16 protein-coding genes are annotated in these 21,792 nt (G+C 61.9%); 10 read left to right on the forward strand and 6 right to left on the reverse strand.

The features are described 5' to 3' along the window. The first annotated feature begins 108 nt into the window (after positions 1-108). Positions 109-594 (forward strand): GNAT family N-acetyltransferase, encoded by a 486-nt coding sequence (locus J3P77_RS14970; protein ID WP_434677385.1) that lies wholly within the window; start codon positions 109-111, stop codon positions 592-594. Positions 595-795: 201 nt separating this feature from the next. Here the strand turns inward: J3P77_RS14970 and J3P77_RS14975 are convergent, their stop codons facing one another. The 5 genes from J3P77_RS14975 to J3P77_RS14995 form a co-directional block, all read right to left on the reverse strand. Further along, the gene (locus tag J3P77_RS14975; protein ID WP_434677386.1) at positions 796-1,962 is read right to left on the reverse strand and encodes a zinc-binding metallopeptidase family protein; all 1,167 of its coding nucleotides are present in this window, start codon (positions 1,960-1,962) and stop codon (positions 796-798) included. 106 nt (positions 1,963-2,068) lie between these two features. Then, positions 2,069-4,432, reverse strand: coding sequence for an NAD-dependent DNA ligase LigA (ligA, locus tag J3P77_RS14980; RefSeq protein WP_434677387.1), 2,364 nt, complete (start codon positions 4,430-4,432; stop codon positions 2,069-2,071). A gap of 168 nt (positions 4,433-4,600) precedes the next feature. Further along, positions 4,601-5,449 carry a cell division protein ZipA gene (zipA, locus tag J3P77_RS14985; protein WP_434677388.1) on the reverse strand — a complete coding sequence of 283 codons (849 nt, stop codon included), beginning with the start codon at positions 5,447-5,449 and terminating at the stop codon, positions 4,601-4,603. Between the two features lie 252 nt (positions 5,450-5,701). Further along, positions 5,702-9,190, reverse strand: a complete 3,489-nt coding sequence (gene smc, locus J3P77_RS14990; protein WP_434677389.1) for a chromosome segregation protein SMC — start codon at positions 9,188-9,190, stop codon at positions 5,702-5,704. A gap of 4 nt (positions 9,191-9,194) precedes the next feature. Then, on the reverse strand, positions 9,195-9,854 hold the full coding sequence (locus tag J3P77_RS14995; RefSeq protein ID WP_434677390.1) for a GntR family transcriptional regulator: 660 nt from the start codon (positions 9,852-9,854) through the stop codon (positions 9,195-9,197). Between the two features lie 283 nt (positions 9,855-10,137). On the opposite strand from J3P77_RS14995, the gene xdhA reads away from it, so the two are divergent. The 4 genes from xdhA to guaD are packed head-to-tail and all read left to right on the forward strand — an operon-like array spanning position 10,138 to position 16,198. Next, on the forward strand, positions 10,138-11,589 hold the full coding sequence (gene xdhA, locus J3P77_RS15000) for a xanthine dehydrogenase small subunit (RefSeq protein WP_434677391.1): 1,452 nt from the start codon (positions 10,138-10,140) through the stop codon (positions 11,587-11,589). After that, on the forward strand, positions 11,582-14,041 hold the full coding sequence (xdhB, locus tag J3P77_RS15005) for a xanthine dehydrogenase molybdopterin binding subunit (protein WP_434677392.1): 2,460 nt from the start codon (positions 11,582-11,584) through the stop codon (positions 14,039-14,041). The genes xdhA and xdhB overlap by 8 nt, the downstream gene beginning before the upstream one ends. Continuing rightward, the gene (gene xdhC, locus J3P77_RS15010; protein WP_434677393.1) at positions 14,038-14,877 is read left to right on the forward strand and encodes a xanthine dehydrogenase accessory protein XdhC; all 840 of its coding nucleotides are present in this window, start codon (positions 14,038-14,040) and stop codon (positions 14,875-14,877) included. Before xdhB ends, xdhC begins: the two co-directional genes overlap by 4 nt. Positions 14,878-14,884: 7 nt before the next feature. Further along, complete coding sequence (guaD, locus tag J3P77_RS15015) at positions 14,885-16,198, forward strand: guanine deaminase (protein ID WP_434677394.1); 1,314 nt, start codon at positions 14,885-14,887, stop codon at positions 16,196-16,198. Positions 16,199-16,413: 215 nt separating this feature from the next. Here the strand turns inward: guaD and uraH are convergent, their stop codons facing one another. Next, positions 16,414-16,767, reverse strand: a complete 354-nt coding sequence (gene uraH, locus J3P77_RS15020; RefSeq protein ID WP_434677395.1) for a hydroxyisourate hydrolase — start codon at positions 16,765-16,767, stop codon at positions 16,414-16,416. A 207-nt stretch (positions 16,768-16,974) separates the two neighbouring features. On the opposite strand from uraH, the gene puuE reads away from it, so the two are divergent. The 5 genes from puuE to J3P77_RS15045 all read left to right on the forward strand — a co-directional run bounded on the left by puuE (position 16,975) and on the right by J3P77_RS15045 (position 21,439). Further along, positions 16,975-17,904 (forward strand): allantoinase PuuE, encoded by a 930-nt coding sequence (gene puuE / locus J3P77_RS15025; protein WP_434677396.1) that lies wholly within the window; start codon positions 16,975-16,977, stop codon positions 17,902-17,904. Continuing rightward, on the forward strand, positions 17,901-18,452 hold the full coding sequence (uraD, locus tag J3P77_RS15030; protein WP_434677397.1) for a 2-oxo-4-hydroxy-4-carboxy-5-ureidoimidazoline decarboxylase: 552 nt from the start codon (positions 17,901-17,903) through the stop codon (positions 18,450-18,452). The genes puuE and uraD overlap by 4 nt, the downstream gene beginning before the upstream one ends. Beyond that, positions 18,449-19,444, forward strand: coding sequence for an allantoicase (gene alc, locus J3P77_RS15035; RefSeq protein ID WP_434677398.1), 996 nt, complete (start codon positions 18,449-18,451; stop codon positions 19,442-19,444). Before uraD ends, alc begins: the two co-directional genes overlap by 4 nt. A 153-nt stretch (positions 19,445-19,597) precedes the next feature. Beyond that, positions 19,598-20,134, forward strand: coding sequence for an ureidoglycolate lyase (locus tag J3P77_RS15040; protein ID WP_434677399.1), 537 nt, complete (start codon positions 19,598-19,600; stop codon positions 20,132-20,134). A 12-nt stretch (positions 20,135-20,146) separates the two neighbouring features. Then, positions 20,147-21,439, forward strand: a complete 1,293-nt coding sequence (locus J3P77_RS15045; RefSeq protein ID WP_434677400.1) for a urate hydroxylase PuuD — start codon at positions 20,147-20,149, stop codon at positions 21,437-21,439. Positions 21,440-21,792 lie beyond the last annotated feature (353 nt).

Raw genomic sequence — 21,792 nt, forward strand, 5'->3', positions numbered from 1 at the left:
TGTGCGCAAGGGCCGGGGCGCGCTGCGGATGCAGCAATACAGATTGTTCAGACGCGCTTGCGCTCGCCCTGTAATCTCTTGCGCTTATGACACAGCCAGGAGGTTGCCATGCAGACTCGATTGGTCGGCTATCAGGAGCTCAACGAAACCCAACGTCGCCAGCTTGAACAGCTGGAAGTGCCAAGCGAGCAGCAGGCGTTCTGCGGCGATATTCATTCGGCACTCAACACTTTGCTGGTGCGACCAAGCCCGAACATACAGGGCTTCGTGCTGCTCGCGGACGAAGTACCGGCCGGGTTCTTCATGCTCAAGCGCGAAGATTGCCTGCCGCACTGGGCGCAAGCCGGCGCAGCGACTTTGCACGCGTTACAGATTGATCATCGCTTGCAGGGCAAAGGCTTGGGCAAAGCCTGCCTGAAGGCCCTGCCTGCGGCGGTTCGCGAAACCTGGCCGGAGATTGATCAGCTGATGCTGTCAGTAGACACCGATAACCTGCCCGCCATGAATCTCTATGCAAGCCACGGCTGGGACGACACGGGCGAGGCTTATTTCGGCCGCATCGGCTTCGAACGACGGATGGCGTTGCGGGTGTAGATCCTCACTGTGGGACCGGATCGGGCGGCGCTCGGCTTGTCCGCGAAGAGGCCGGCACAGGCGCAACAGGTGTGTCGTCTGACATGACGCATCGCGGACAAGTCCGCTCCTACACGTACCCGGCTGTGGGCGCGGACAGGGCGGCGCTCCGCTCGTCAGAGAGTGATGACAAACAGGTGGCTCCCACAGGCCGAGAGAAACTCATGAGGCCTGTAATACCTCATCCGCCTTGCCGCCCGCACTCTGGATAACCAAGTGGATGAAGTGCAGCTTGGTAATCACCGTCGGGGGCAGCGCGAACGGGTAGAAATCCGGCTGGCCCATGCTGCGGGACAATTCATTGAGCATGCCTGCCAGTTCGATCCAGGCGTTGACGAACGAGAGGAAGGCCGGGCCGCCCGGGTGGTGCGGGTCGTACAGCGTCTCCAGCGGGAACGGCTGGTAATCCAGCTCCATTTCGCGGGCACTCATGCCAAAACCCAGCGCGGTGTCGACCGCATCCATCATGTGCAGGTAATGAGCCCAGGTTTCGGCCCAGTCTTCCCAAGGGTGCATGGTGGCGTAAGCGCTGACGAAGTTCTCTTGCCAGTCCTGCGGCGCACCGTGCTGGTAATGGTGGTCCAGAGCGTCCGCGTAGCTGGCTCGCTCATCGCCGAACAAGGTGCGAAACCGCTCCTGCCAGGACGTATCGGCAATCAGCCGGTCCCAGTAGTAATGCCCCACTTCATGCCGGAAATGACCGAGCAGCGTTCGGTAAGGCTCATGCATCTGGATGCGCACCGCCTCACGATGAGCGTCGTCGGCTTCTTCGATATTCAGGGTAATCAGGCCGTTGGCATGGCCGGTTGTGGGCGGCTTGCCCTCAAGGTCGACCCCGATGAAATCGAAGGCCAGGCCCGTCTGCTCGTCGACGGTTTTGGGGATGACTTCAAGGCCCAGTGAGATCAGTTGCGCAACCAGACGCCGCTTGGCCGTCTCCACCTTGCGCCAGCGTTCGGGGTTCTCCGGTACGGACAGATCGGGAATGGTCCGGTTCAGGCTGCACGCGACGCAGAACTCGCCGTTGTTGTGCGCAGGGAACAGCCAGTTGCAGGCCGCCGCAGTACTGAGGTTGGCACAGCGCCGATAAAGCGCACCGTCGGCCTCTTCACTGACACGCCAGGTGCCCGGCTCGCCGGCGGGCTCCAGCGCAACGACCCGCGCCTGCTCCGGCAGGTAGCCCAACGGCGCTGCGCAGGCCAGACACTGAGTATTCTGGAAGAACACGGATTGCCCGCAGCGGCAGGCCCAGACCTTGCTGTTGCGCTTCGTTTCAGCGATAAAAGGTGCGGCGATGCGCGAACTCAGTTGCTCGAAAAAGCGATACATGGCGGTCTCCCGGTGGGCCGTGCAGTGACTAGATCACACCCGGTGCCGGGAGGTTCCGCGAGTCGGTGCCGGAAACCGGCACTGACCCTTATCGCAGATGAGCGGTTCAGTCCACGCTGATGCCGTGTTCGCCCAAACGCTTGAGAAAGGCCTCTTCGTCCAGCACCGGCAAGCCCAATTCATTGGCCTTGGCCAGCTTGGACCCCGCGCCCGGCCCGGCGACCACCGTGTGCGTCTTGGCCGATACCGAGCCTGAGACCTTGGCCCCGAGACTTTCGAGTTTTTCCTTGGCGACATCCCGACTCATGATTTCCAGCGAGCCCGTCAGCACCCAGGTCTGCCCGGCCAGCGGCAAGCCTTCGACCTGCTTGCGCTCGCTGCGCCAGTGCATGCCGAACTCCATCAACTGGGCTTCGATGGCCCGCGCGCGGTCCGCATTGCCAGGCACATCAAAAAATGCCCGTACCGCGCCGGCCTGCCTTTCGGACAACGCCTGTCGCATGTCGAGCCAGTCGGCGCCGATGATCCGCTCCAGCGTGCCGAATTTATCCGCGAGTTTCTGCGCCGACCCTGGCCCCACCGAAGAAATATTCAGCTTGTCGATCAGGCTGCCCAGCGTGGCGCTGGCCGCGAATTCCGCACTCAGCTCGCCCTCGTCCTGCAAACGCAGACCGCATTCACCCAGCAGCGCATTGATCACGTTCTGGTTGTGTTCGTCCTCGAAGAACGCGTGAATCTCGTGCGCCACCTCAAGGCCGATATCCGGCAGGTAGGTCAGCACCTCGGGCAGTGCCTGCTGCACACGGGCAAGCGATGCCAGAGAACGGGCCAGCACCTTGGCCGTCTCCTCACCCACATCGGGGATTCCGAGTGCGTAAATGAACCTAGCCAGGCTTGGCGTGCGGCTGTCGGCGATGGCCTCCAGCAGCTTATTGGTGGAGATCTTTGCAAAGCCCTCCAGCTCGATGATTTGCTCATATTCGAGCTTGTACAGGTCGGCCGGGGAGCCGATGAGCTTTTCGTCCACCAGCTGCTCGATGGTCTTGTCGCCAAGGCCTTCGATGTCCATTGCCCGGCGCGACACGTAATGGATGATCGCCTGCTTGAGCTGCGCGCCACAGGCCAGCCGCCCGATGCAGCGATACACCGCGCCTTCGCTGACCGTTTCCTTGCCCTTGCTGCGCCTGATCAGCTGGGTGCGCTCGACGTGCGAGCCACACACCGGGCAGGTCTGCGGAATCTCCACGGCACGCGCGTTGTCCGGACGACGCTCGGTGACCACCTGCACCACCTGCGGAATCACGTCCCCCGCGCGGCGGATGATCACGGTGTCGCCGACCATCAGCCCCAGCCGCGCTACCTCGTCCATATTGTGCAAGGTGGCGTTGGCAACCGTGACGCCAGCCACCTTGACCGGCTTGAGCCTCGCCACCGGCGTAACCGCGCCGGTGCGGCCGACCTGGAATTCGACATCCAGCAGTTCGGTCAGCTCTTCGAGCGCCGGGAATTTGTGCGCGATGGCCCAGCGAGGTTCACGGGCACGGAACCCCAGCTCACGCTGAGCCGCCAGACTGTTGACCTTGAACACCACGCCGTCGATCTCGTAGCTCAGGGACAGACGACGCTCACCGATATCGCGATAGTAATCCAGGCATTCTTCGATGCCGTCGGCGAGCTTGAGCTCGCGACTGACCGGCACTCCCCACTTCTTGAGCTGTTCCAGAACGCCCACATGGGTGTCGGCGATTTCCTCGGAAACCTGGCCAAGCCCGTAGCAGCAGAATTCCAGCGGGCGGTTGGCGGTGATCTTCGAGTCCAGTTGACGCAGGCTGCCGGCGGCGGCGTTGCGCGGGTTGGCGAAGGTCTTGCCGCCGACTTCGAGCTGGCTGGCGTTGAGCCGCTCGAAACCTGCCTTGGACATGAACACTTCGCCGCGCACTTCCAGCACCTGCGGCCAGCCCGTGCCATGCAGTTTGAGCGGGATGTTGCGCACCGTGCGCACGTTGACGCTGATGTCTTCGCCAGTCGTGCCGTCCCCGCGCGTGGCGCCTCGCACCAGCGCCCCGTCGCGATACAGAAGACTGACTGCCAGACCGTCAAGCTTGGGCTCGCAGCTGTACTGCACCCGCTGACCGTCACCGAGCAGATCACCCGCCGGCAAGTCGAGCCCTTCTGTCACGCGTCGGCCGAATTCACGAAGGTCGGTTTCTTCGAATGCATTGCCGAGGCTGAGCATCGGCAGTTCATGACGCACCTGGGTGAAGGCCGACAGCGCCGCGCTGCCAACACGCTGGGTAGGCGAGTCGGGGGTAACCAGATGAGGATTGTCCGCTTCGAGCGCCTTGAGCTCCTTGAACAGGCGGTCGTATTCGGCGTCCGGGATGCTGGGTTCGTCCAGCACGTGGTAGCGGTAGTTGTGCTGATCCAGCTCGGCACGCAATTCCAGAATTCGAGTTTCGACGGCCTTCATACGGGGTATCTCTCAGAAGCAAAAAAGCAGCCGTCAGATTGTGCAAAAACTGCTGCGCTCGCAACGTTCTCGCACAGCCTGAGCGGCTGCTCAATGTGTTTGTTTGGCTCGGGAGCCGCCGCCAGGAGCGCCAGCTCCCGAGCGGACGGCTTCACCATCCAGTGGCGATCAGCGGCGTTGGGTCAGAGCGCGACGCTCAAATTCGACGATACGCTGGCGGTAATGTTCAATGGTCTGCGCGGTCATCACACTGCGCTGATCATCCTTGAGCTCGCCGTTGAGCTCATGAGCCAGCTTGCGCGCTGCCGCAACCATCACGTCGAACGCCTGCTTCGGATGGCGCGGGCCTGGCAGCCCCAGGAAGAAGCTTACGGCACGGGTGCTGAAATGGTCGATGTCGTCCAGATCGAACACGCCCGGCTTGACGGCGTTGGCCATCGAGAACAGGACTTCGCCGTTGCCGGCCATGCTCTCGTGGCGGTGGAAAATGTCCATTTCGCCAAAACGCAGACCGCTTTCCAGAATGTTCTGCAACAGGGCCGGGCCCTTGAAACCGCTTTCGTCGCGGGAGATCACGCTGATGACCAGCACTTCCTCGACCGGGGCCAGGTCCTTGTCTTCGGTGATGCGCTGGTTCGGCCTGTCGGCCGTGACGTCGTCGTCGCGACCGGCGAACAGGCTCGGGCCGTCGGCGTCCAGATTCATGTCACCCTGCTGCGGCTCGTCCTTGCGCTTCTTGTCGCTGGCATTGCGTTTGCCCTCACGAGGCGTGGCACTCATCGACGGCAGATCCTGCTCGTCGAGTTGCGGTTCCTTGTGCGTGTCCAGGACACGGGGCGGACCGAGCAATTCTGCCGAGGATGTCTCTTCCTCGTCCGGCAGATTGGAGAAGCTTCGGTCGAGCCTGAATTTCAATTTCCCCTTGCCGCCGCGCATACGGCGCCAGCCGTCGAAGAGAATACCGGCAATGACAATGATGCCGATGACGATCAGCCACTCGCGCAGACCGATTTCCATGTAATCCAGTGCCTCTAATGAAGAATTCTGAAAATAAGGGCCTAAACCCCTTTAATACGTGGTGCCAAGTCTATGTTCTGACTGGCATTTTGCCCACGGGAAAATAAAAAGTGGTCACTAAACTAGCACGACCAAAGGTAACTTTACACCGTCTGTTACACCTGTTTGGTGTTGAAGTTGATATGTACCGCACGGTTGTCACCTCTTCGCTCGATCGCGGCCATGATTTGCCCGACCGACGACTGCTCTGGCCTAGGCATCGACCAGCGCCATGGCCTCCTCAACGTCGACCGCAACCAGACGTGAACAGCCCGGCTCATGCATGGTGACACCCATCAGCTGGTCGGCCATTTCCATGGCGATCTTGTTGTGGGTGATATAGATGAACTGCACTGTCTGGGACATTTCCTTGACCAGTCGGGCATATCGTCCGACGTTGGCGTCGTCCAGTGGTGCGTCGACTTCATCGAGCATGCAGAACGGCGCCGGGTTGAGTTTGAAGATGGCGAACACCAGGGCCAATGCCGTCAGTGCTTTTTCTCCGCCGGACAGCAAATGAATGGTGCTGTTCTTTTTGCCGGGCGGGCGAGCCATGATTGTCACCCCAGTATCGAGTAGATCTTCGCCCGTCAGTTCCAAATAAGCCGAACCGCCACCGAAAACTTTTGGGAAAAGTGCCTGGATTCCGCTGTTTATCTGATCGAAGGTCTCCTTGAAGCGATTACGGGTTTCCTTGTCGATCTTGCGGATCACGTTCTCCAGAGTATCGAGCGCCTCGACCAGATCGGCATCCTGAGCATCCAGATAACGTTTACGTTCGGACTGCTGCTGATACTCATCGATCGCCGCCAGGTTTATCGCACCCAGGCGCTGGATGCGCGCGGCAATGTTTTCCAATTGTTGCTCGGCGTCCTTTTCGTTCGCGTCGGCGGTCAACGTCGCCAGCACGCCATGCAGGTCGTAGCCGTCTTCGTGCAACTGGTCGTGCAAGGTCTTGCGCCTTACAGTCAGCGCCTGCCATTCGAGACGCTGCTGCTCCAGCTGGCCGCGCAACAGCTGCGATTGCTGCTCGGCCTGGGTACGGCGCTTCTCGGCATCGCGCAGTTCGCGGTCGGCGTCTTCCAGAGCCATCTTGGCGATGCGCATTTCGTCATCGACTGCCATGCGCTTTTCCAGCAGCTCTTCGAGCTTGAGGCGCAGCTCTTCCAGAGGCGCCTCGCCCTCTTCCAGGTTCAGGCTCAGCTGTTCACGCTTTTCAGTCAGACGCTCCGACTGCATTTGCAGACGCTCAAGCGCCTGACGCGTCGAGTCGTACTGAGCCTTGATCGAACCCAGACGCACGGCCAACTGATGGCTGCGATCCTTGTGCAGACGCGCATCCTGACGCACCCGGTCCAGGCGCTCGCGCAGGCTGTCGCGCTGTGCCTGCAGCACCTCGCGCTGTTCGGTGTCCTGGGCCATGGCGTCCAGCGCATCCTGCAATTGCAGGCGCGACTCCCCCAGTTCTTCATGCTCGATGGCGCGCTGCTCGGCCAGTTCGGCGAGTTCTTCATCCAGCCGGCTGCGGCGCAGGGTGAGCTGTTCGACCTTGGCGCGGGCGGCGGACAGCTGAGCATTGAGTTCGCTCTGTTGACGAGCCTGATCCTGCAGCTGCCGACGCAGCTGCTCACGTGCTTCTTCCTGCCGCGTCTGTTGCTCGCGCAGTGTCAGCAGTTGTTCGTCGAGGCCTGCCAGTGTCGCCTCGCGCTCGTCACGCTCAAGGCTCAGCGCATTGAGTTCCTGCGCCCGAGCCAGCACGCCGCTCTGCGCTTCGCTGGCCCGACGCACCCGCAGAAAATGCTGCCCGACCCAGTAACCGTCACGACTGATCAGGCTTTGCCCGGCACCCAGTCGAGCGCGCTGTGCCAGGGCATCGTCGAGGGTTTCGACCGGCAGCACCTGGCCGAGCCAGGCTGACAGGTCGACGTGGCTCTGCACCTTGTCAAGCAGGCTGCCCGGCAGACGCGCGGTATCAGGCGCGCTGGTAAACAGGCGCAGGTCGCCCTGCTGAAAACCGGCCAGATCCAGCCTGGCGAAGTCATCCACCAGCACGGCCTGCAGGTCTGCACCGAGCACGGTTTCCACCGCCAGCTCCCAACCGGGCTCGACACTCAGGCCTTCGGCCAGACGCGGGCGTTCGGTCAACTGCTGATCGCGCAGCCATTCGGCGGTTCCGGTGTCCGGGTCCAGCGCAGCCTGTTGCAAAGCTTCAAGCGATGCCAGTCGACCATTAAGGCGTTGCAGGTCGCCCTGGGCCTGCTGCTGTAACTGGCCAGCGCGCTGCAGATCCTGGCGCAGCTGTTCAAGACGTTCGACGGTCTGCTCTTCGGCGATCTGTAGTTCTTCAAGCGCAAGCTCGCGTGTCGCGAGATCTTCACTAAGCGCCAGAATCGCTTCTTCTTCGGGTGCCTGGGCCAGCAACTGACGCTCTTCACCCAGACGACGCTGGCGCTCGGCGAGCCGTTCCATGCTCTGTTCGAGTTGCTGGATGCGCGACTGCTGCACTTGCGCCTGACGCTGCGGCTCGGCCGACTGCTGGTTGAACAGGTCCCACTTTTCCTGCCAGCCTTGCATCTGTGTTTCGGCTTCTTCCAGCGCAATGGCCGATTCCTCCGCTGCGGCGCTGGTCATTTCCTGCTCCGGCTCAAGCATTTCCAGCTCTTCGCCAAGTGTCGCCAGCAGCGTGGTGTCATGGCCCAGATGCGATTCGGTTTCCTGCCGCGCGCGCTCGGCTTCGCGCAGGTCGTCCTGCAGCTGGCGCAGGCGCTGCTGGCCGTGCTGGATGCTCTGCTCCACACGAGCGATATCACCGCCCACCGAATAGAAGCGGCCTTGCACCAGATTGAAGCGTTCGGACAGATCGTGGTGCCCGTCGCGCAGCCGTTCGATGCTGGCGTCGGCATTGCGCTGGTCTGCCACCAACGCCTCGAACCCGACTTCCTGGTTGCTGATCACCGCTTCGCGTTGCGCTACCTGCTCGTTGAGCGCCTGCCAGCGCAACGCGGAAAGCTGGGCCTTGAGCTGGCGCTCTTCGGCTTTGTATTCCTGGTACTTCTCGGCGGCCTGGGCTTGTCGATGCAAGCGTTCGAGCTGGCGCTCCAGCTCTTCGCGCAGGTCGGTCAGGCGCGCCAGATTCTCATGAGTGCGGCGGATGCGATTTTCGGTTTCCCGACGGCGCTCCTTGTACTTGGAGATGCCCGCCGCTTCTTCGATGAAGTTGCGCAGATCCTCGGGCTTGGCTTCGATCAGCTTGGAGATCATGCCCTGCTCGATGATCGAGTAGCTGCGCGGCCCCAGGCCCGTTCCAAGGAAGATGTCAGTGATGTCACGACGTCGGCACTTGGTGCCATTGAGGTAATAACTGTTCTGACTGTCGCGGGTGACCTTGCGGCGAATGGATATCTCCGCGTAGGCAGCATATTCGCCCACCAGGGTGCCGTCGGAATTGTCGAACACCAGCTCGATGCTCGCCTGACTGACCGGTTTACGGCTGGTCGAGCCATTGAAGATAACGTCGGTCATCGACTCGCCGCGCAGGTTCTTGGCCGAGCTTTCGCCCATGACCCAGCGCACCGCGTCGATGATGTTGGACTTTCCGCAACCGTTGGGGCCGACGACCGCCGCCATGTTGCTGGGGAAGTTCACCGTGGTGGGGTCGACGAAGGACTTGAACCCCGCCAGCTTGATGCACTTCAGACGCATCGTTTCAGCCCGCAGTCATTGCGGCCAGCACCAGCTGACAGCTGCGCTGGCCGTAATTGACAAGCACCGTACGGATCCTGGCCGGGTCACGTGCCAGCACCGCTTCGAGCAACTGGTCGAACAACGCCAGGTAGTCGCTCATTTCCGCCTTGCGTTCGTCGAGCGCCAGAAAGTAACTGCGGCTCATGGACGGCTGAAGGTTCTCGACGGTCTCCTGGAGATAGGGATTGTCGGCAAACGGATAGGCGGCGCGCATGACGTTGAAGCTTTCTTCGACGAACGCCTTGACGTCCTGATTCTCGTAGCTCGCCTGGAGGCGACGCTGGATATCGAGGAACGGCACCAGGTCCTCCTGGGTCTGCCAGCGGTTGGCCACGGCGATGGCGAGCAGAATGTACAGTTCGCTCATCAGCGCGCACAGGCTGGTGACGTTGTGGGCGTTGAGCACCGTAACCTGGGCGCCACGGCGCGGCAGAATCGCTACCAGATGGCGACGTTCCAGAATCAGCAGCGCCTCGCGGACCGAACCGCGACTTACGTTCAGGGCCTGTGTGACCTTCTGTTCCTGGATGCGCTCTCCAGGCTTGAGTTCGCCGCGGATGATGCGGTCGGCAAGGTGTTGAGCGATTTGCTCGGCGAGGCTATCCGGGGCCTTGAACGTCATGACTTTCCTTCGCGAACAGGTTCGACATACAAGCGGCGGAGTGTATCGCAACCGATACCTGTGGCGCAGGGCCATAACAGCGAAACTGGCACGAAATAAGCAGAATTTTATCCACTGATGTTACGAACGGTCAGACCGAATAACAGCGGTAGCGGACTCGTCTGCGAACACGTCCATGCAGATTTCCGCCATTCCTGACCCACGAGTCAGAAACCCGTTGACCCATCGACCAGAGCTGCTAGATTCAGCAGAGGTCCCAGACCCACCACGAGGACATAGCGCCGTGATCCAGTTTCTTTTGAACCAGGAGCTCAAGACCGAGCACGCGCTGGATCCGAACATGACGGTCCTCAACTATTTGCGCGAGCGCGTCGGCAGGCCGGGCACCAAGGAGGGCTGCGCCAGTGGCGATTGCGGTGCTTGCACGGTCGTGGTCGGCGAGCTCGTTGACGACGAAAGCGGCCCGCAGCTGCGCTATCGCAGCCTCAATGCCTGCCTGACCTTCGTCGCGTCGCTGCACGGCAAACAACTGATCAGCGTCGAAGACCTCAAGCATCAGGGCCAGTTGCACAGCGTGCAACAGGCGATGGTCGACTGCCACGGCTCGCAGTGCGGTTTCTGCACACCCGGCTTCGTGATGTCGTTGTTCGCCCTGCAAAAGAACAGTGACGCCGCGGATCTTCAGCGCAGCCAGGAAGCTCTGGCCGGCAATCTGTGCCGCTGCACGGGCTATCGACCGATCCTTGCGGCCGCCGAACAGGCCTGCAATCAGCACCCGCCCGATCAGTTCGACGAGCGCCAGACCCTGACCATCGGCCGCTTGCGCGCCATCACGCCTTCTTCCACCGGCGAACTCGACGATGGCACCAGACGCTGCCTGGTGCCGCTGACCGTCAGCGATCTGGCCGAGCTGTTCATCGCCCAGCCGGACGCGCGCCTGCTGGCAGGCGGCACCGATCTGGCGCTTGAGGTGACTCAATCGCACCGGCCGATTCCCGCGATGATTTACGTCGGCCACGTTGCCGACATGAAGCGCATCGAGCATTTCGAGGATCGCCTGGAGATCGGCGCTGCCGTGGCGCTGACAGACTGCTATGCCGCACTGGCGGCGCATTACCCGGACTTCGGCGAGCTGCTGCACCGATTCGCGTCTTTGCAGATACGCAACCAGGGCACGCTGGGCGGCAACATCGGCAATGCCTCGCCCATCGGCGACTCGCCGCCGTTGCTCATTGCGCTGGGCGCGCGACTGGTGCTGCGGCGCGGCGACGAGCACCGCGAGCTGGCGCTGGAAGACTACTTCATCGACTACCGGATCACTGCGCGCCAGCAAGGCGAGTTCATCGAGAAAATCCTCGTGCCGATCCCTGCGGCGGGCAGCGTGTTTCGCGCCTACAAACTCTCCAAGCGACTGGACGATGACATCTCCGCCGTCTGTGCCGCCTTCAACCTGAAAATCGAAGCGGGCGTCATTGCTGACCCACGAGTGGCCTTCGGCGGCATGGCTGCGATTCCACGTCGCGCCGCCGCGTGTGAGCGGGCATTGCTCGGCGCGCCGCTGACCAGCGTCACGGTCGAGCGGGCCTGCGCGGCGCTGACCGATGATTTCACGCCGCTGTCGGACTTTCGCGCCAGCAAGGAGTACCGTCTACTGAGCGCACAGAACCTGCTGCGCAAATGCTTCATCGAACTGCAGACGCCCCATATTCCAACGCGGGTGACTCATCATGTCTGACCACCAACCGCCTCTCACCCACGCCGAGCGAGTCGCCCTGTTCCAGCAAGGCCTGGCCACCGGCGTGGGCCGCAGCGTCAAGCATGACAGCGCCGACAAACACGTCAGCGGCGAGGCCGTGTACATCGATGACCGGCTGGAATTCCCCAATCAACTGCACGTCTACGCGCGGCTTTCGGACCGCGCGCACGCACGGATCGTCAGTGTCGATACGGCGCCGTGCATGGCCTTCGACGGCGTGCGGATCGCCATTACCCACCAAGACATCCCAGGTTTGAAGGACATCGGCCCGTTGTTGCCCGGCGATCCATTGCTGGCCATCGACAAGGTCGAGTACGTGGGCCAGCCGGTGCTCGCGGTTGCCGCTCGCGATCTGGAAACCGCGCGTAAGGCGGCGATGGCCGCGGTCATCGTCTATGAAGACCTGGAACCGGTGCTGGACGTGGTGCAGGCGCTGCGCCAGAAACACTTTGTGCTCGACAGCCACACGCATCGGCGCGGCGATTCGGCCGCTGCGCTGCAAACCGCGCCGCATCGCTTGCAAGGCCAGTTACATATCGGCGGGCAGGAACACTTTTATCTGGAGACCCAGATCGCCTCGGTGATGCCGACCGAAGATGGCGGCATGATTGTCTACAGCTCGACCCAGAACCCGACTGAAGTGCAAAAGCTGGTAGCGGAAGTGCTGGACGTGCCGATGAACCGGATCGTCGTCGACATGCGCCGCATGGGTGGCGGTTTCGGCGGCAAGGAAACCCAGGCCGCGGGCCCCGCCTGCCTGTGCGCAGTGGTGGCCCGCCTGACCGGCCAGCCGACCAAGATGCGCCTGCAACGCGCCGAAGACATGCTGATGACCGGCAAGCGTCACCCCTTCTACATTGAATACGACGTGGGTTTCGACGACAGCGGCAGGCTGCATGGCATCGAGCTGGATCTGGCCGGCAATTGCGGCTATTCGCCCGACCTGTCGGCGTCCATCGTCGACCGGGCGATGTTCCACGCCGACAACGCGTATTACCTGGGCGAGGCCACCATCAACGGCCATCGCTGCAAGACCAACACCGCGTCCAATACCGCTTATCGCGGTTTCGGCGGGCCGCAGGGCATGGTCGCTATCGAAGAAGTCATGGACCGCATCGCCCGTTATCTGGGCCAGGACCCACTGGCGGTGCGCAAGCGCAATTACTACGGCAAAACCGAGCGCAATGTCACCCACTATTACCAGACCGTGGAGCACAACCTGCTCGACGAGATGACCGCCGAGCTGGGACAGAGTTGTGATTACGCCGAACGGCGCGAAGCGATACGGGCGTTCAATGCCGCCAGCCCGATCCTTAAGAAAGGCCTGGCGCTGACCCCGGTCAAGTTCGGCATCTCGTTCACCGCCAGCTTCCTCAATCAGGCCGGCGCGCTGATTCACATCTATACCGACGGCAGCATCCACCTCAATCATGGCGGCACGGAAATGGGTCAGGGTCTGAACGTCAAGGTCGCGCAGGTGGTCGCCGAGGTGTTTCAGGTCGACATCGAGCGTATCCAGATCACCGCGACCAACACTGACAAGGTGCCCAATACCTCGCCGACGGCGGCTTCCAGCGGCACTGACTTGAACGGCAAGGCCGCGCAGAATGCCGCGGAAACCATCAAGCAGAGGCTGGTGGAATTTGCCGCCCGGCATTTTCAGGTAACCGAGAGCGAAATCGAATTTCGCAACGGCCACATCCGCGCGGGCGAGCACATGCTGACGTTCGCCGAGCTGGCGCAGCTGGCGTGGGTGGGTCAGGTGTCGCTGTCCAGCACGGGCTATTACAAGACGCCGAAGATTTTCTACGACCGCAGCCAGGCCCGTGGTCGCCCGTTCTATTACTACGCATTTGGCGCGGCGTGCGCCGAGGTGCTGGTCGACACCCTGACCGGCGAATACAAGATGCTGCGCACCGATATCCTGCACGACGTTGGCGCATCGCTGAACCCGGCCATCGACATGGGCCAGGTGGAAGGCGGCTATCTGCAAGGCATGGGCTGGCTGACCACTGAAGAACTGGTGTGGGACGCCAAGGGCAAACTGCTGACCAGCGGGCCGGCGTCCTACAAGATCCCGACCGTGGCCGACATGCCCGGCGACCTGCGTGTGAAACTTGTAGAGAACCGCAAGAACCCGGAAGACACAGTGTTCCACTCCAAGGCCGTGGGCGAACCGCCGTTCATGCTTGGCATTGCCGCCTGGTGCGCGATCAAGGATGCCGTGGCGAGTCTGGGGGATTATCGTCATCAGCCGGAGATCAATGCGCCGGCAACCCCGGAAAAGGTGTTGTGGGGATGTGAACGGATTCGGCAATCAGCCCGCAGGAGCGCGCTTGCCCGCGACGATGGCATTACTGACGGCATCCAAGCTGCGGATGTACCGGCTCCTTCGCGCGCAAGCGCGCTCGTGCAGGCGGGTGAGTCGTGAATAACTGGATCAACGCCCTGGCCGATTTGCAGGCCCGCGGCGAGCCTTGCGTGCTGGTGACGATCATCGAGGAGCTGGGCTCGACGCCGCGCAATGCCGGTTCGAAGATGGTGGTGGCTGTCGACCGGATCTACGACACCATCGGTGGCGGCCACCTTGAATTCAAGGCCATGGAAATCGCTCGGGAAATGCTCGCCAGCGGCCAGCCGGATACCCGGCTGAAACGCTTCAGCCTTGGCGCAAGCCTGGGCCAGTGCTGCGGTGGCGTGAACGTTCTGCTGTTCGAGCCGATGGGCCGACCGCAGGCGCGGATTGCCGTGTTCGGGGCCGGCCATGTCGGCCGCGCGCTGGTGCCGCTGCTGGCCGGCCTGCCCTGTCAGGTGCGCTGGATCGACTCACGGGCAGAAGAATTTCCCGATCAGCTTCCCGACGGCGTACTGAAAATCGTCAGCGAGGAACCCGTCGACGAAGTCGCAGAACTGCCCGCCGGCACTTACTGCATCGTCATGACCCACAACCACGCGCTGGACCTCGAACTGTCCAGTGCCATTCTAAAACGCAATGACTTCGGTTACTTCGGCCTGATCGGCTCCAGGACCAAACGCATGAAATTCGAGCACCGACTGCGTGAGCGCGGCCTGGAGCCTGCGTTGATTCAGCGCATGCGGTGCCCGATGGGTCTGGCCGAGGTCAAGGGCAAGCTGCCAGCCGAGATTGCGGTGTCTATCGCCGCCGAAATCATCGCTACCTATAATTCCAGTTTCGGCCAGGGTCGATCCCGGGCCGAACCGATCGCCAGATTGCTGCCTGCTTCCCGACGCAGCCAGCCGCAATGAGAGTCTTATGAGTTCAGTCCCACGCCGTACCGCCTACCGCGCCTCCATCGTTTACAGCATCGCCGACCCGGCCGAAGTCGCCATCGAAGAGTCCTACCGCTATTTTGCCGACGGCCTGCTGGTGGTCGAGGACGGGATCATTCAGGCCGTTGGCGATGCGGCTCAATTGCTCGGCACGCTGGACGCTGACGTGGCAGTGGTCGAATACCCGGACGCGCTGATTACCCCCGGCTTCATCGACACCCACATCCACCTGCCGCAGACCGGCATGATCGGCGCCTACGGCGAGCAGTTGCTCGACTGGCTCAACACCTACACCTTCCCCTGCGAACGCCAGTTCGAGGATCCGGCGCACTGCGCCGAGGTCGCCGATATCTTTCTCGCCGAGCTGCTGCGCAACGGCACTACCACCGCGCTGGTGTTCGGCAGCGTTCACCAGCAGTCCGTGGAAGCGCTGTTCAGCGCGGCCGAGCGTCTGAACCTGCGGCTGATCGCCGGCAAGGTGATGATGGATCGCAACGCACCGGATTATCTGGTCGATACACCGGAATCGGGCTACGCCGACAGCAAGGCGCTGATCGAGCGCTGGCATGGCAAGGGTCGCTTGAGCTACGCAGTGACGCCGCGCTTTGCGCCGACCAGTTCGCCTGAGCAGCTTGCGCTGGCCGGTCAGCTGTTGAGCGAATTCCCCGGCCTGTACATGCAGACGCACATCAGCGAAAACCTGCAGGAGATCGAGTGGGTCAAGGCACTGTTCCCGGAGCGCAAGCATTATCTGGATGTGTACGACCATTTCCAGCTACTCGGCGAGCGTTCGGTGTTCGCCCATGGTGTGCACCTGTGCGACGACCAGTGCGCGCGCCTTGCGCAAGCCGGTTCGGCGATTGCGTTCTGTCCGACGTCGAATCTGTTTCTGGGCAGCGGGTTGTTTGACCTGCCGAAAGCCGAGCGACACAAGGTCAACGTTGGCCTGGGCACCGATGTCGGCGGCGGCACCAGTTTCTCGATCCTGCAGACGCTGAACGAAGCCTACAAGGTGATGCAGTTGCAAGGCGCTCGGCTGACGCCGTTCAAGTCCCTGTACCTGGCGACCCTGGGCGGCGCCCGGGCGCTGCGTCTGGAAGACAAGGTCGGCAGTTTCAAACCGGGTAACGAGGCCGACTTCGTGGTGCTTGATTACAACGCCACTCCGTTGCTGTCGTACCGGCTCAAGCAGGCCAAAGGCATCGAGGAAATTCTTTTCGTGCTGATGACCCTGGGCGACGACCGCACCGTGGCGCAAACCTATTCAGCGGGAAGGCTGGTGCACCAGCGGACATAACACCGCTGTCGCGGCTGGCGATGTTCTGTGTCTCGCAGGCCGCTTCGCCAGCAAGCTGGCTCCTACATTAATCGTGTGCGTTGTTCTCTTTGTGAGAGCCAGCTTGCTGGTGTGCGCTGCTGTTGCTGTGGGAGCCAGCTTGCTGGCGATGAGGCCGGTTGCTTCACTGCAGTTTCAGCGATCGCAACACCGCTGTGGCCAGCAAGGCTGGTAGCTCAACTGCCCCGATAGGTCGAATAACTGTAAGGCGAGATCAGCAAGGGGACGTGGTAATGGGATTGAGCAGCGTCGATGCCGAAGCGCAAGACCACCACGTCGAGAAAAGCCGGCTCGGGGCTGACGGTGCCCTGCCCCCGAAAATAATCCCCGGCCAGAAAGTGCAACTGATACACGCCGGAACGGAATTGTTCGCCGTCGAGCAGCGGTGCGTCGCAGCGACCGTCGCTGTTGGTCACGGCCTGGGTCACCCTTTCCAGCCGCTCGCCATCGACCCGGTAGAGTTCGACCTGCAGGCCTGCGCCCGGGCAGCCGTTTGCGGTATCCAGTACATGTGTGGTCAAGCGTCCCATTTTCAGCGCCCATTCGAGAAAATTGTGTCGAAACGCACCATAAAAGTGCCCAGCGATGCACGTGCCGGATCGATTAAGACACTTTTCAAAAACGCTGTACACCCGCAGCACCGAAGCAGCGGATATCGCAAAGATTCTCAGCGATAACCTGACTGGTCAGGCAAGTTTCTTGCAGATACGCCTCTGGGCCAAATGAGGACACCCATCGTGACCGCTGACTACCCACGTGACCTGATTGGTTATGGCAGCAACCCGCCGCACCCGCGCTGGCCGGGGGAGGCGCGCATCGCGTTGTCGTTCGTGCTCAATTATGAGGAAGGCGGCGAGCGCAATATCCTGCACGGCGACAGCGAGTCGGAGGCGTTTCTGTCGGAAATGGTCGCGGCGCAACCCTTGCAGGGCCAGCGCAACCTGAGCATGGAATCGCTTTACGAGTACGGCAGCCGCGCCGGTGTCTGGCGCATTCTGCGGCTGTTCCGGCAATTCGATATTCCGCTGACCGTCTTCGCCGTTGCCATGGCCGCACAGCGGCATCCGGATGTGATCCGCGCCATGGTCGCCGACGGCCATGAAATCTGCAGCCACGGCTATCGCTGGATCGATTACCAGAACATCCCCGAGGAACAGGAGCGCGAGCACCTGTGCGAAGCCGTCCGCATCCTTACGGAAATCACTGGCACGCGTCCGCTGGGCTGGTACACCGGTCGCACCGGGCCGAACACCCGCCGTCTGGTCATGGAAGACGGCGGCTTTCTCTATGACAGCGACACTTATGACGATGACCTGCCCTACTGGGAACCGGCCACTCCCACTGGCACGCCGCATCTGGTGATTCCTTACACGCTGGATACCAACGACATGCGTTTCACCCAGGTGCAAGGATTCAACAACGGCGAGCAGTTCTTTCACTATTTGAAGGACGCGTTCGATGTGCTTTATGCAGAAGGCGTCGAGGCGCCGAAGATGCTGTCCATCGGCCTGCATTGCCGACTGATCGGGCGCCCGGCCAGGCTCGCGGCGCTCAAGCGTTTCGTCGAATACGCCAAGGGCCATGAACGGGTCTGGTTTACCCGCCGGGTCGATATCGCCCGTCACTGGCACACGCATCATCCGCACGCCGCAGGAGCCGCTCGATGAACCGCGTTGCACCGTCTTCCCTCAGCCGTGCAGCATTCGTCGAAACCTTCGCCGATATCTACGAGCATTCGCCGTGGGTTGCCGAGCAGGCCTATGACCTGGGGCCGGTCTGCGATCTGGACGATATCGAAAAGCTGCATGAGCGCATGAGCCGGGTGCTGCTGAACGCTACGCCCGAGCAGCAACTGGCACTGATCAAGGCCCACCCGGACCTGGCCGGCAAGGCTGCCGTGCGTGGCGAGCTGACCCAGGCCAGCACCGGCGAGCAGGCCGGCGCCGGTATTCATCTATGCACTGCCGATGAGTTCCAGCGTTTCAACGAGCTGAACCACGCCTACAAGGCCAGGTTCGGCTTTCCGTTCATCATGGCCGTCAAGGGCAGCGACCGGCACCGGATTCTGGCGGCGTTCGAAACGCGCATCCACAACACGCCGCAGGCCGAATTTGCCTGCGCCCTGGCCGAAATCACTAAGATCGCGCTGTTCCGCTTACAGGCACTGCAAGCGGACGCACTCATTTCCCGTCAACAAGGCAGCCAAGAAGAATGAAAGAGTACGCCGCACCTTTCGAGAAGTTCGTCAATCTGGCCGATGCGCGCCTGGGTACCAGGATACTTTCCGTCACTGACGACTGGTTTGCCGACGCCAACCGTCTGTTTCAGCCGACACCCGCGGTCTGGAAAGAAGGCGTGTTCGATGACAACGGCAAATGGATGGATGGCTGGGAGTCCCGCCGCAAACGCTTCGAAGGTTTCGACACGGCGGTGATCCGCCTGGGCGTGGCTGGGGTGATTAAAGGCGTGGATATCGACACGTCATTTTTCACCGGCAACTATCCGCCGTCCGCTTCTCTGGAAGCCTGCTTCCTGGCTGAAGGCGACCCGGATCAGGACACGGTCTGGACCGAGATACTGCCGTCGGTGGAATTGCAGGGCAACAGCCATCACTACCACCAGATCAGTAGCGAGCAGCCGTTCAGCCACCTGCGTTTCAACATCTACCCGGACGGCGGTGTGGCGCGCCTGCGGGTGCATGGCATGCCTTATCGCGACTGGTCGAAGGTCGACCCCCAGGAACAGATTGACCTGGCGTCCGCCCTCAACGGCGGGCGTTCGATTGCCTGCTCCGACGAGCACTACGGCAGCATGAGCAACATTCTCAACCCCGGTCGTGGCGTGAACATGGGCGACGGTTGGGAAACCGCGCGTCGCCGCACACCGGGCAACGACTGGGTGATCGTCGCGCTGGGCCAGCCGGGCGAGGTCGAGAAAGTGATCGTCGATACGCTGCACTTCAAGGGCAACTATCCCGACAGCTGCTCGATCCAGGGCGCGTTCGTCAAGGGCGGCACTGACAGCCAGATCGAAACCCAGAGCCTGTTCTGGCGCGAACTGCTGCCCAGCCAGAAACTGAGCATGCACGCCGAACACGAGTTCGCCGAGCAGATCAAGGCCATCGGCCCGATCACCCACATCCGCCTGAACGTGTTTCCCGATGGCGGCGTGAGCCGGTTGCGGGTGTTGGGCAAGATCGAACGCTGAATGCCCTGAAATATGACGCCTGTGGGAGGGAGCTTGCTCGCGACGGCATCAGTCCGGCCACCTCCAGCGGCGACTGACATACCGCAGTCGCGAGCAAGCTCCCTCCCACGCAATGCCAGCCAACCGTTGTTTGACACAGGAAACAGAAGCCCGATGCACAGGCTAGCCATCCAACCGCTGACCAAAGATGCCTTCGCGCCGTTCGGTGACGTGATCGAAACCGACGGCAGCGCGCATTTCATGATCAACAACGGGTCGACCCAGCGTTTTCATCGGCTGGCCGAGGTCGAGACCGTGCTGCCGGACGACAAGGCGATCATCAGCATCTTCCGCGCCCAGGCGCTGCCGATGCCATTGACCATCACCATGCTGGAGCGGCATCCGCTTGGCAGTCAGGCGTTCATGCCATTGCTGGGCAACCCGTTTCTGGTGGTCGTCGCGCTGCCTGCGGATACACCGGACGCCGGGGCGACCCGCGCGTTTCTGGCCGATGGCCGCCAGGGCGTCAACTATCACGCGGGCGTGTGGCATCACCCCGTGCTGGCGCTCGCCCCGCAGGACGATTTCCTGGTGATCGACCGCAGCGGCACGGGCAATAACTGCGACGAATACTTTTTCGACGAGCGCCAGTGGATGGTGCTCGACCCAACGCGCCCCGGAATAGCCGGTATCGCAAGATGTAACAGGTAGAAGGAATTCAGCGTGCAGGCACAATGGATGGAATGGCTGAATCTGGTGACCCGCTGGATTCACATGATTGTCGGCGTCGCCTGGATCGGCGCCTCGTTCTACTTCGTCTGGCTGGAAAACAACCTCAACCGCAGCAACCCGCGTGACGGTCTGTCCGGGGATCTGTGGGCAATTCACGGCGGCGGCATTTATCACCTGGAAAAGTACAAGCTCGCGCCGCCGGCCATGCCCGAGAATCTGCACTGGTTCAAATGGGAAGCCTACTCCACCTGGTTGTCCGGCGTGGCGCTGCTGTGCGTGGTGTTCTATGCCAACCCGACGCTGTATCTGCTGGCGCCAGGCAGCACCCTGAGCGGCGCCGAAGGGGTTGCCATCGGCCTGGGCTCCTTGTTTGTCGGCTGGTTTGTCTACAGCCTGCTTTGCGACTCGGCGCTGGGCAAGCGGCCGGCGCTGCTCGGGCTGATCCTGTTTGTGCTGCTGGTCGCCGCGGCGTACGGCTTCAGCACGGTGTTCAGCGGCCGTGGCGCCTATCTGCATGTCGGGGCAATCATGGGCACCATCATGGTTGGCAACGTGTTCCGCATCATCATGCCCGCCCAGCGTGCGCTGGTGGCGGCCATCGCCGAAAACCGCACGCCGGACCCGAGCCTGCCCGCCAAGGGCCTGCTGCGTTCGCGCCACAACAATTACTTCACGCTGCCGGTGCTGTTCATCATGATCAGCAACCATTTCCCCAGCACTTACGGCAGCCGTTACAACTGGCTGATCCTCGCGGGCATTGCCTTGCTCGCGGTGCTGGTGCGGCATTACTTCAACACCCGTCACGACAGCCACCGCTTCGCCTGGACCCTGCCGGTGGCGGCGCTCGGCATGCTGTGCCTGGCCTACGTCAGCGGTCCGGCGCAGCCGCCCGCCCCTGCGTCGGCACAGATTCAGTATCAACCGCTGCCGGGCACGGCCGTAGGCGGCTATCGCGCGGACGAGAAACGACCCGAACCGGTCAAGGCGGATTCGCAACCTGCCGATCCGGCAGTTTCCAGCGTCGACTTCGACCAGGTGCGCCAGGTGGTCCAGCAGCGCTGCACGGTCTGCCATTCCGCCACGCCCACCAGCCCGCTGTTCAGCGTCGCGCCCGCCGGCGTGATGTTCGACACGCCCGAGCAGATCCGCCAACAAGCAGCGCGCATTCAGGCGCAAGCGGTTGCCTCGCAGATCATGCCGTTGGGCAATATCACTCAGATGACGTCTCAGGAGCGCGAATTGCTCGGCGCCTGGATCGATCAACACGGCAACGGTCAGCCGTAACTCTTTCCGCGCCCTCTAGTGCGCCAGCCCTCGGCCTTGACGCCCTGTGCTGGAGCACTTGAGCCGAACGCGACGAGCCAGTATCCTCCGTCGCCGCTGTCGATCCGGGAACGTACCTCGCGTTCATGAACTGGATCGACCGGTTGATTCAACTATTGACCGGTAATGCACACGCCTTGATCAAAACCTTTCCGGAATGCGCCGTTTCGCGGACGGCCGAGGAAAGATTTTGTCCGGAAAACAGCAATTGGCGCAGCTCTTGCTATCAGCAGGATAGTTGACCGAACAGACAATTTATTACAAAGGGACAAGCGCCAGACAAAGAGCGCCCTCCCCGACCTTATCGCTACCAA

It is taken from the genome of Pseudomonas sp. R1-18, from assembly GCF_051132095.1.
In the GTDB taxonomy this organism is placed as follows: Bacteria; Pseudomonadota; Gammaproteobacteria; order Pseudomonadales; family Pseudomonadaceae; genus Aquipseudomonas.

What these genes read in the sequence shown, in the direction of transcription:
- J3P77_RS14970 (WP_434677385.1), top strand. Translation starts at nt 109, where the DNA reads ATGCAGACTCGATTGGTCGGCTATCAGGAGCTCAACGAAACCCAACGT.
- J3P77_RS14975 (WP_434677386.1), bottom strand. Translation starts at nt 1,962, where the DNA reads ATGTATCGCTTTTTCGAGCAACTGAGTTCGCGCATCGCCGCACCTTTT.
- ligA (WP_434677387.1), bottom strand. Translation starts at nt 4,432, where the DNA reads ATGAAGGCCGTCGAAACTCGAATTCTGGAATTGCGTGCCGAGCTGGAT.
- zipA (WP_434677388.1), bottom strand. Translation starts at nt 5,449, where the DNA reads ATGGAAATCGGTCTGCGCGAGTGGCTGATCGTCATCGGCATCATTGTC.
- smc (WP_434677389.1), bottom strand. Translation starts at nt 9,190, where the DNA reads ATGCGTCTGAAGTGCATCAAGCTGGCGGGGTTCAAGTCCTTCGTCGAC.
- J3P77_RS14995 (WP_434677390.1), bottom strand. Translation starts at nt 9,854, where the DNA reads ATGACGTTCAAGGCCCCGGATAGCCTCGCCGAGCAAATCGCTCAACAC.
- xdhB (WP_434677392.1), top strand. Translation starts at nt 11,582, where the DNA reads ATGTCTGACCACCAACCGCCTCTCACCCACGCCGAGCGAGTCGCCCTG.
- guaD (WP_434677394.1), top strand. Translation starts at nt 14,885, where the DNA reads ATGAGTTCAGTCCCACGCCGTACCGCCTACCGCGCCTCCATCGTTTAC.
- uraH (WP_434677395.1), bottom strand. Translation starts at nt 16,767, where the DNA reads ATGGGACGCTTGACCACACATGTACTGGATACCGCAAACGGCTGCCCG.
- uraD (WP_434677397.1), top strand. Translation starts at nt 17,901, where the DNA reads ATGAACCGCGTTGCACCGTCTTCCCTCAGCCGTGCAGCATTCGTCGAA.
- alc (WP_434677398.1), top strand. Translation starts at nt 18,449, where the DNA reads ATGAAAGAGTACGCCGCACCTTTCGAGAAGTTCGTCAATCTGGCCGAT.
- J3P77_RS15040 (WP_434677399.1), top strand. Translation starts at nt 19,598, where the DNA reads ATGCACAGGCTAGCCATCCAACCGCTGACCAAAGATGCCTTCGCGCCG.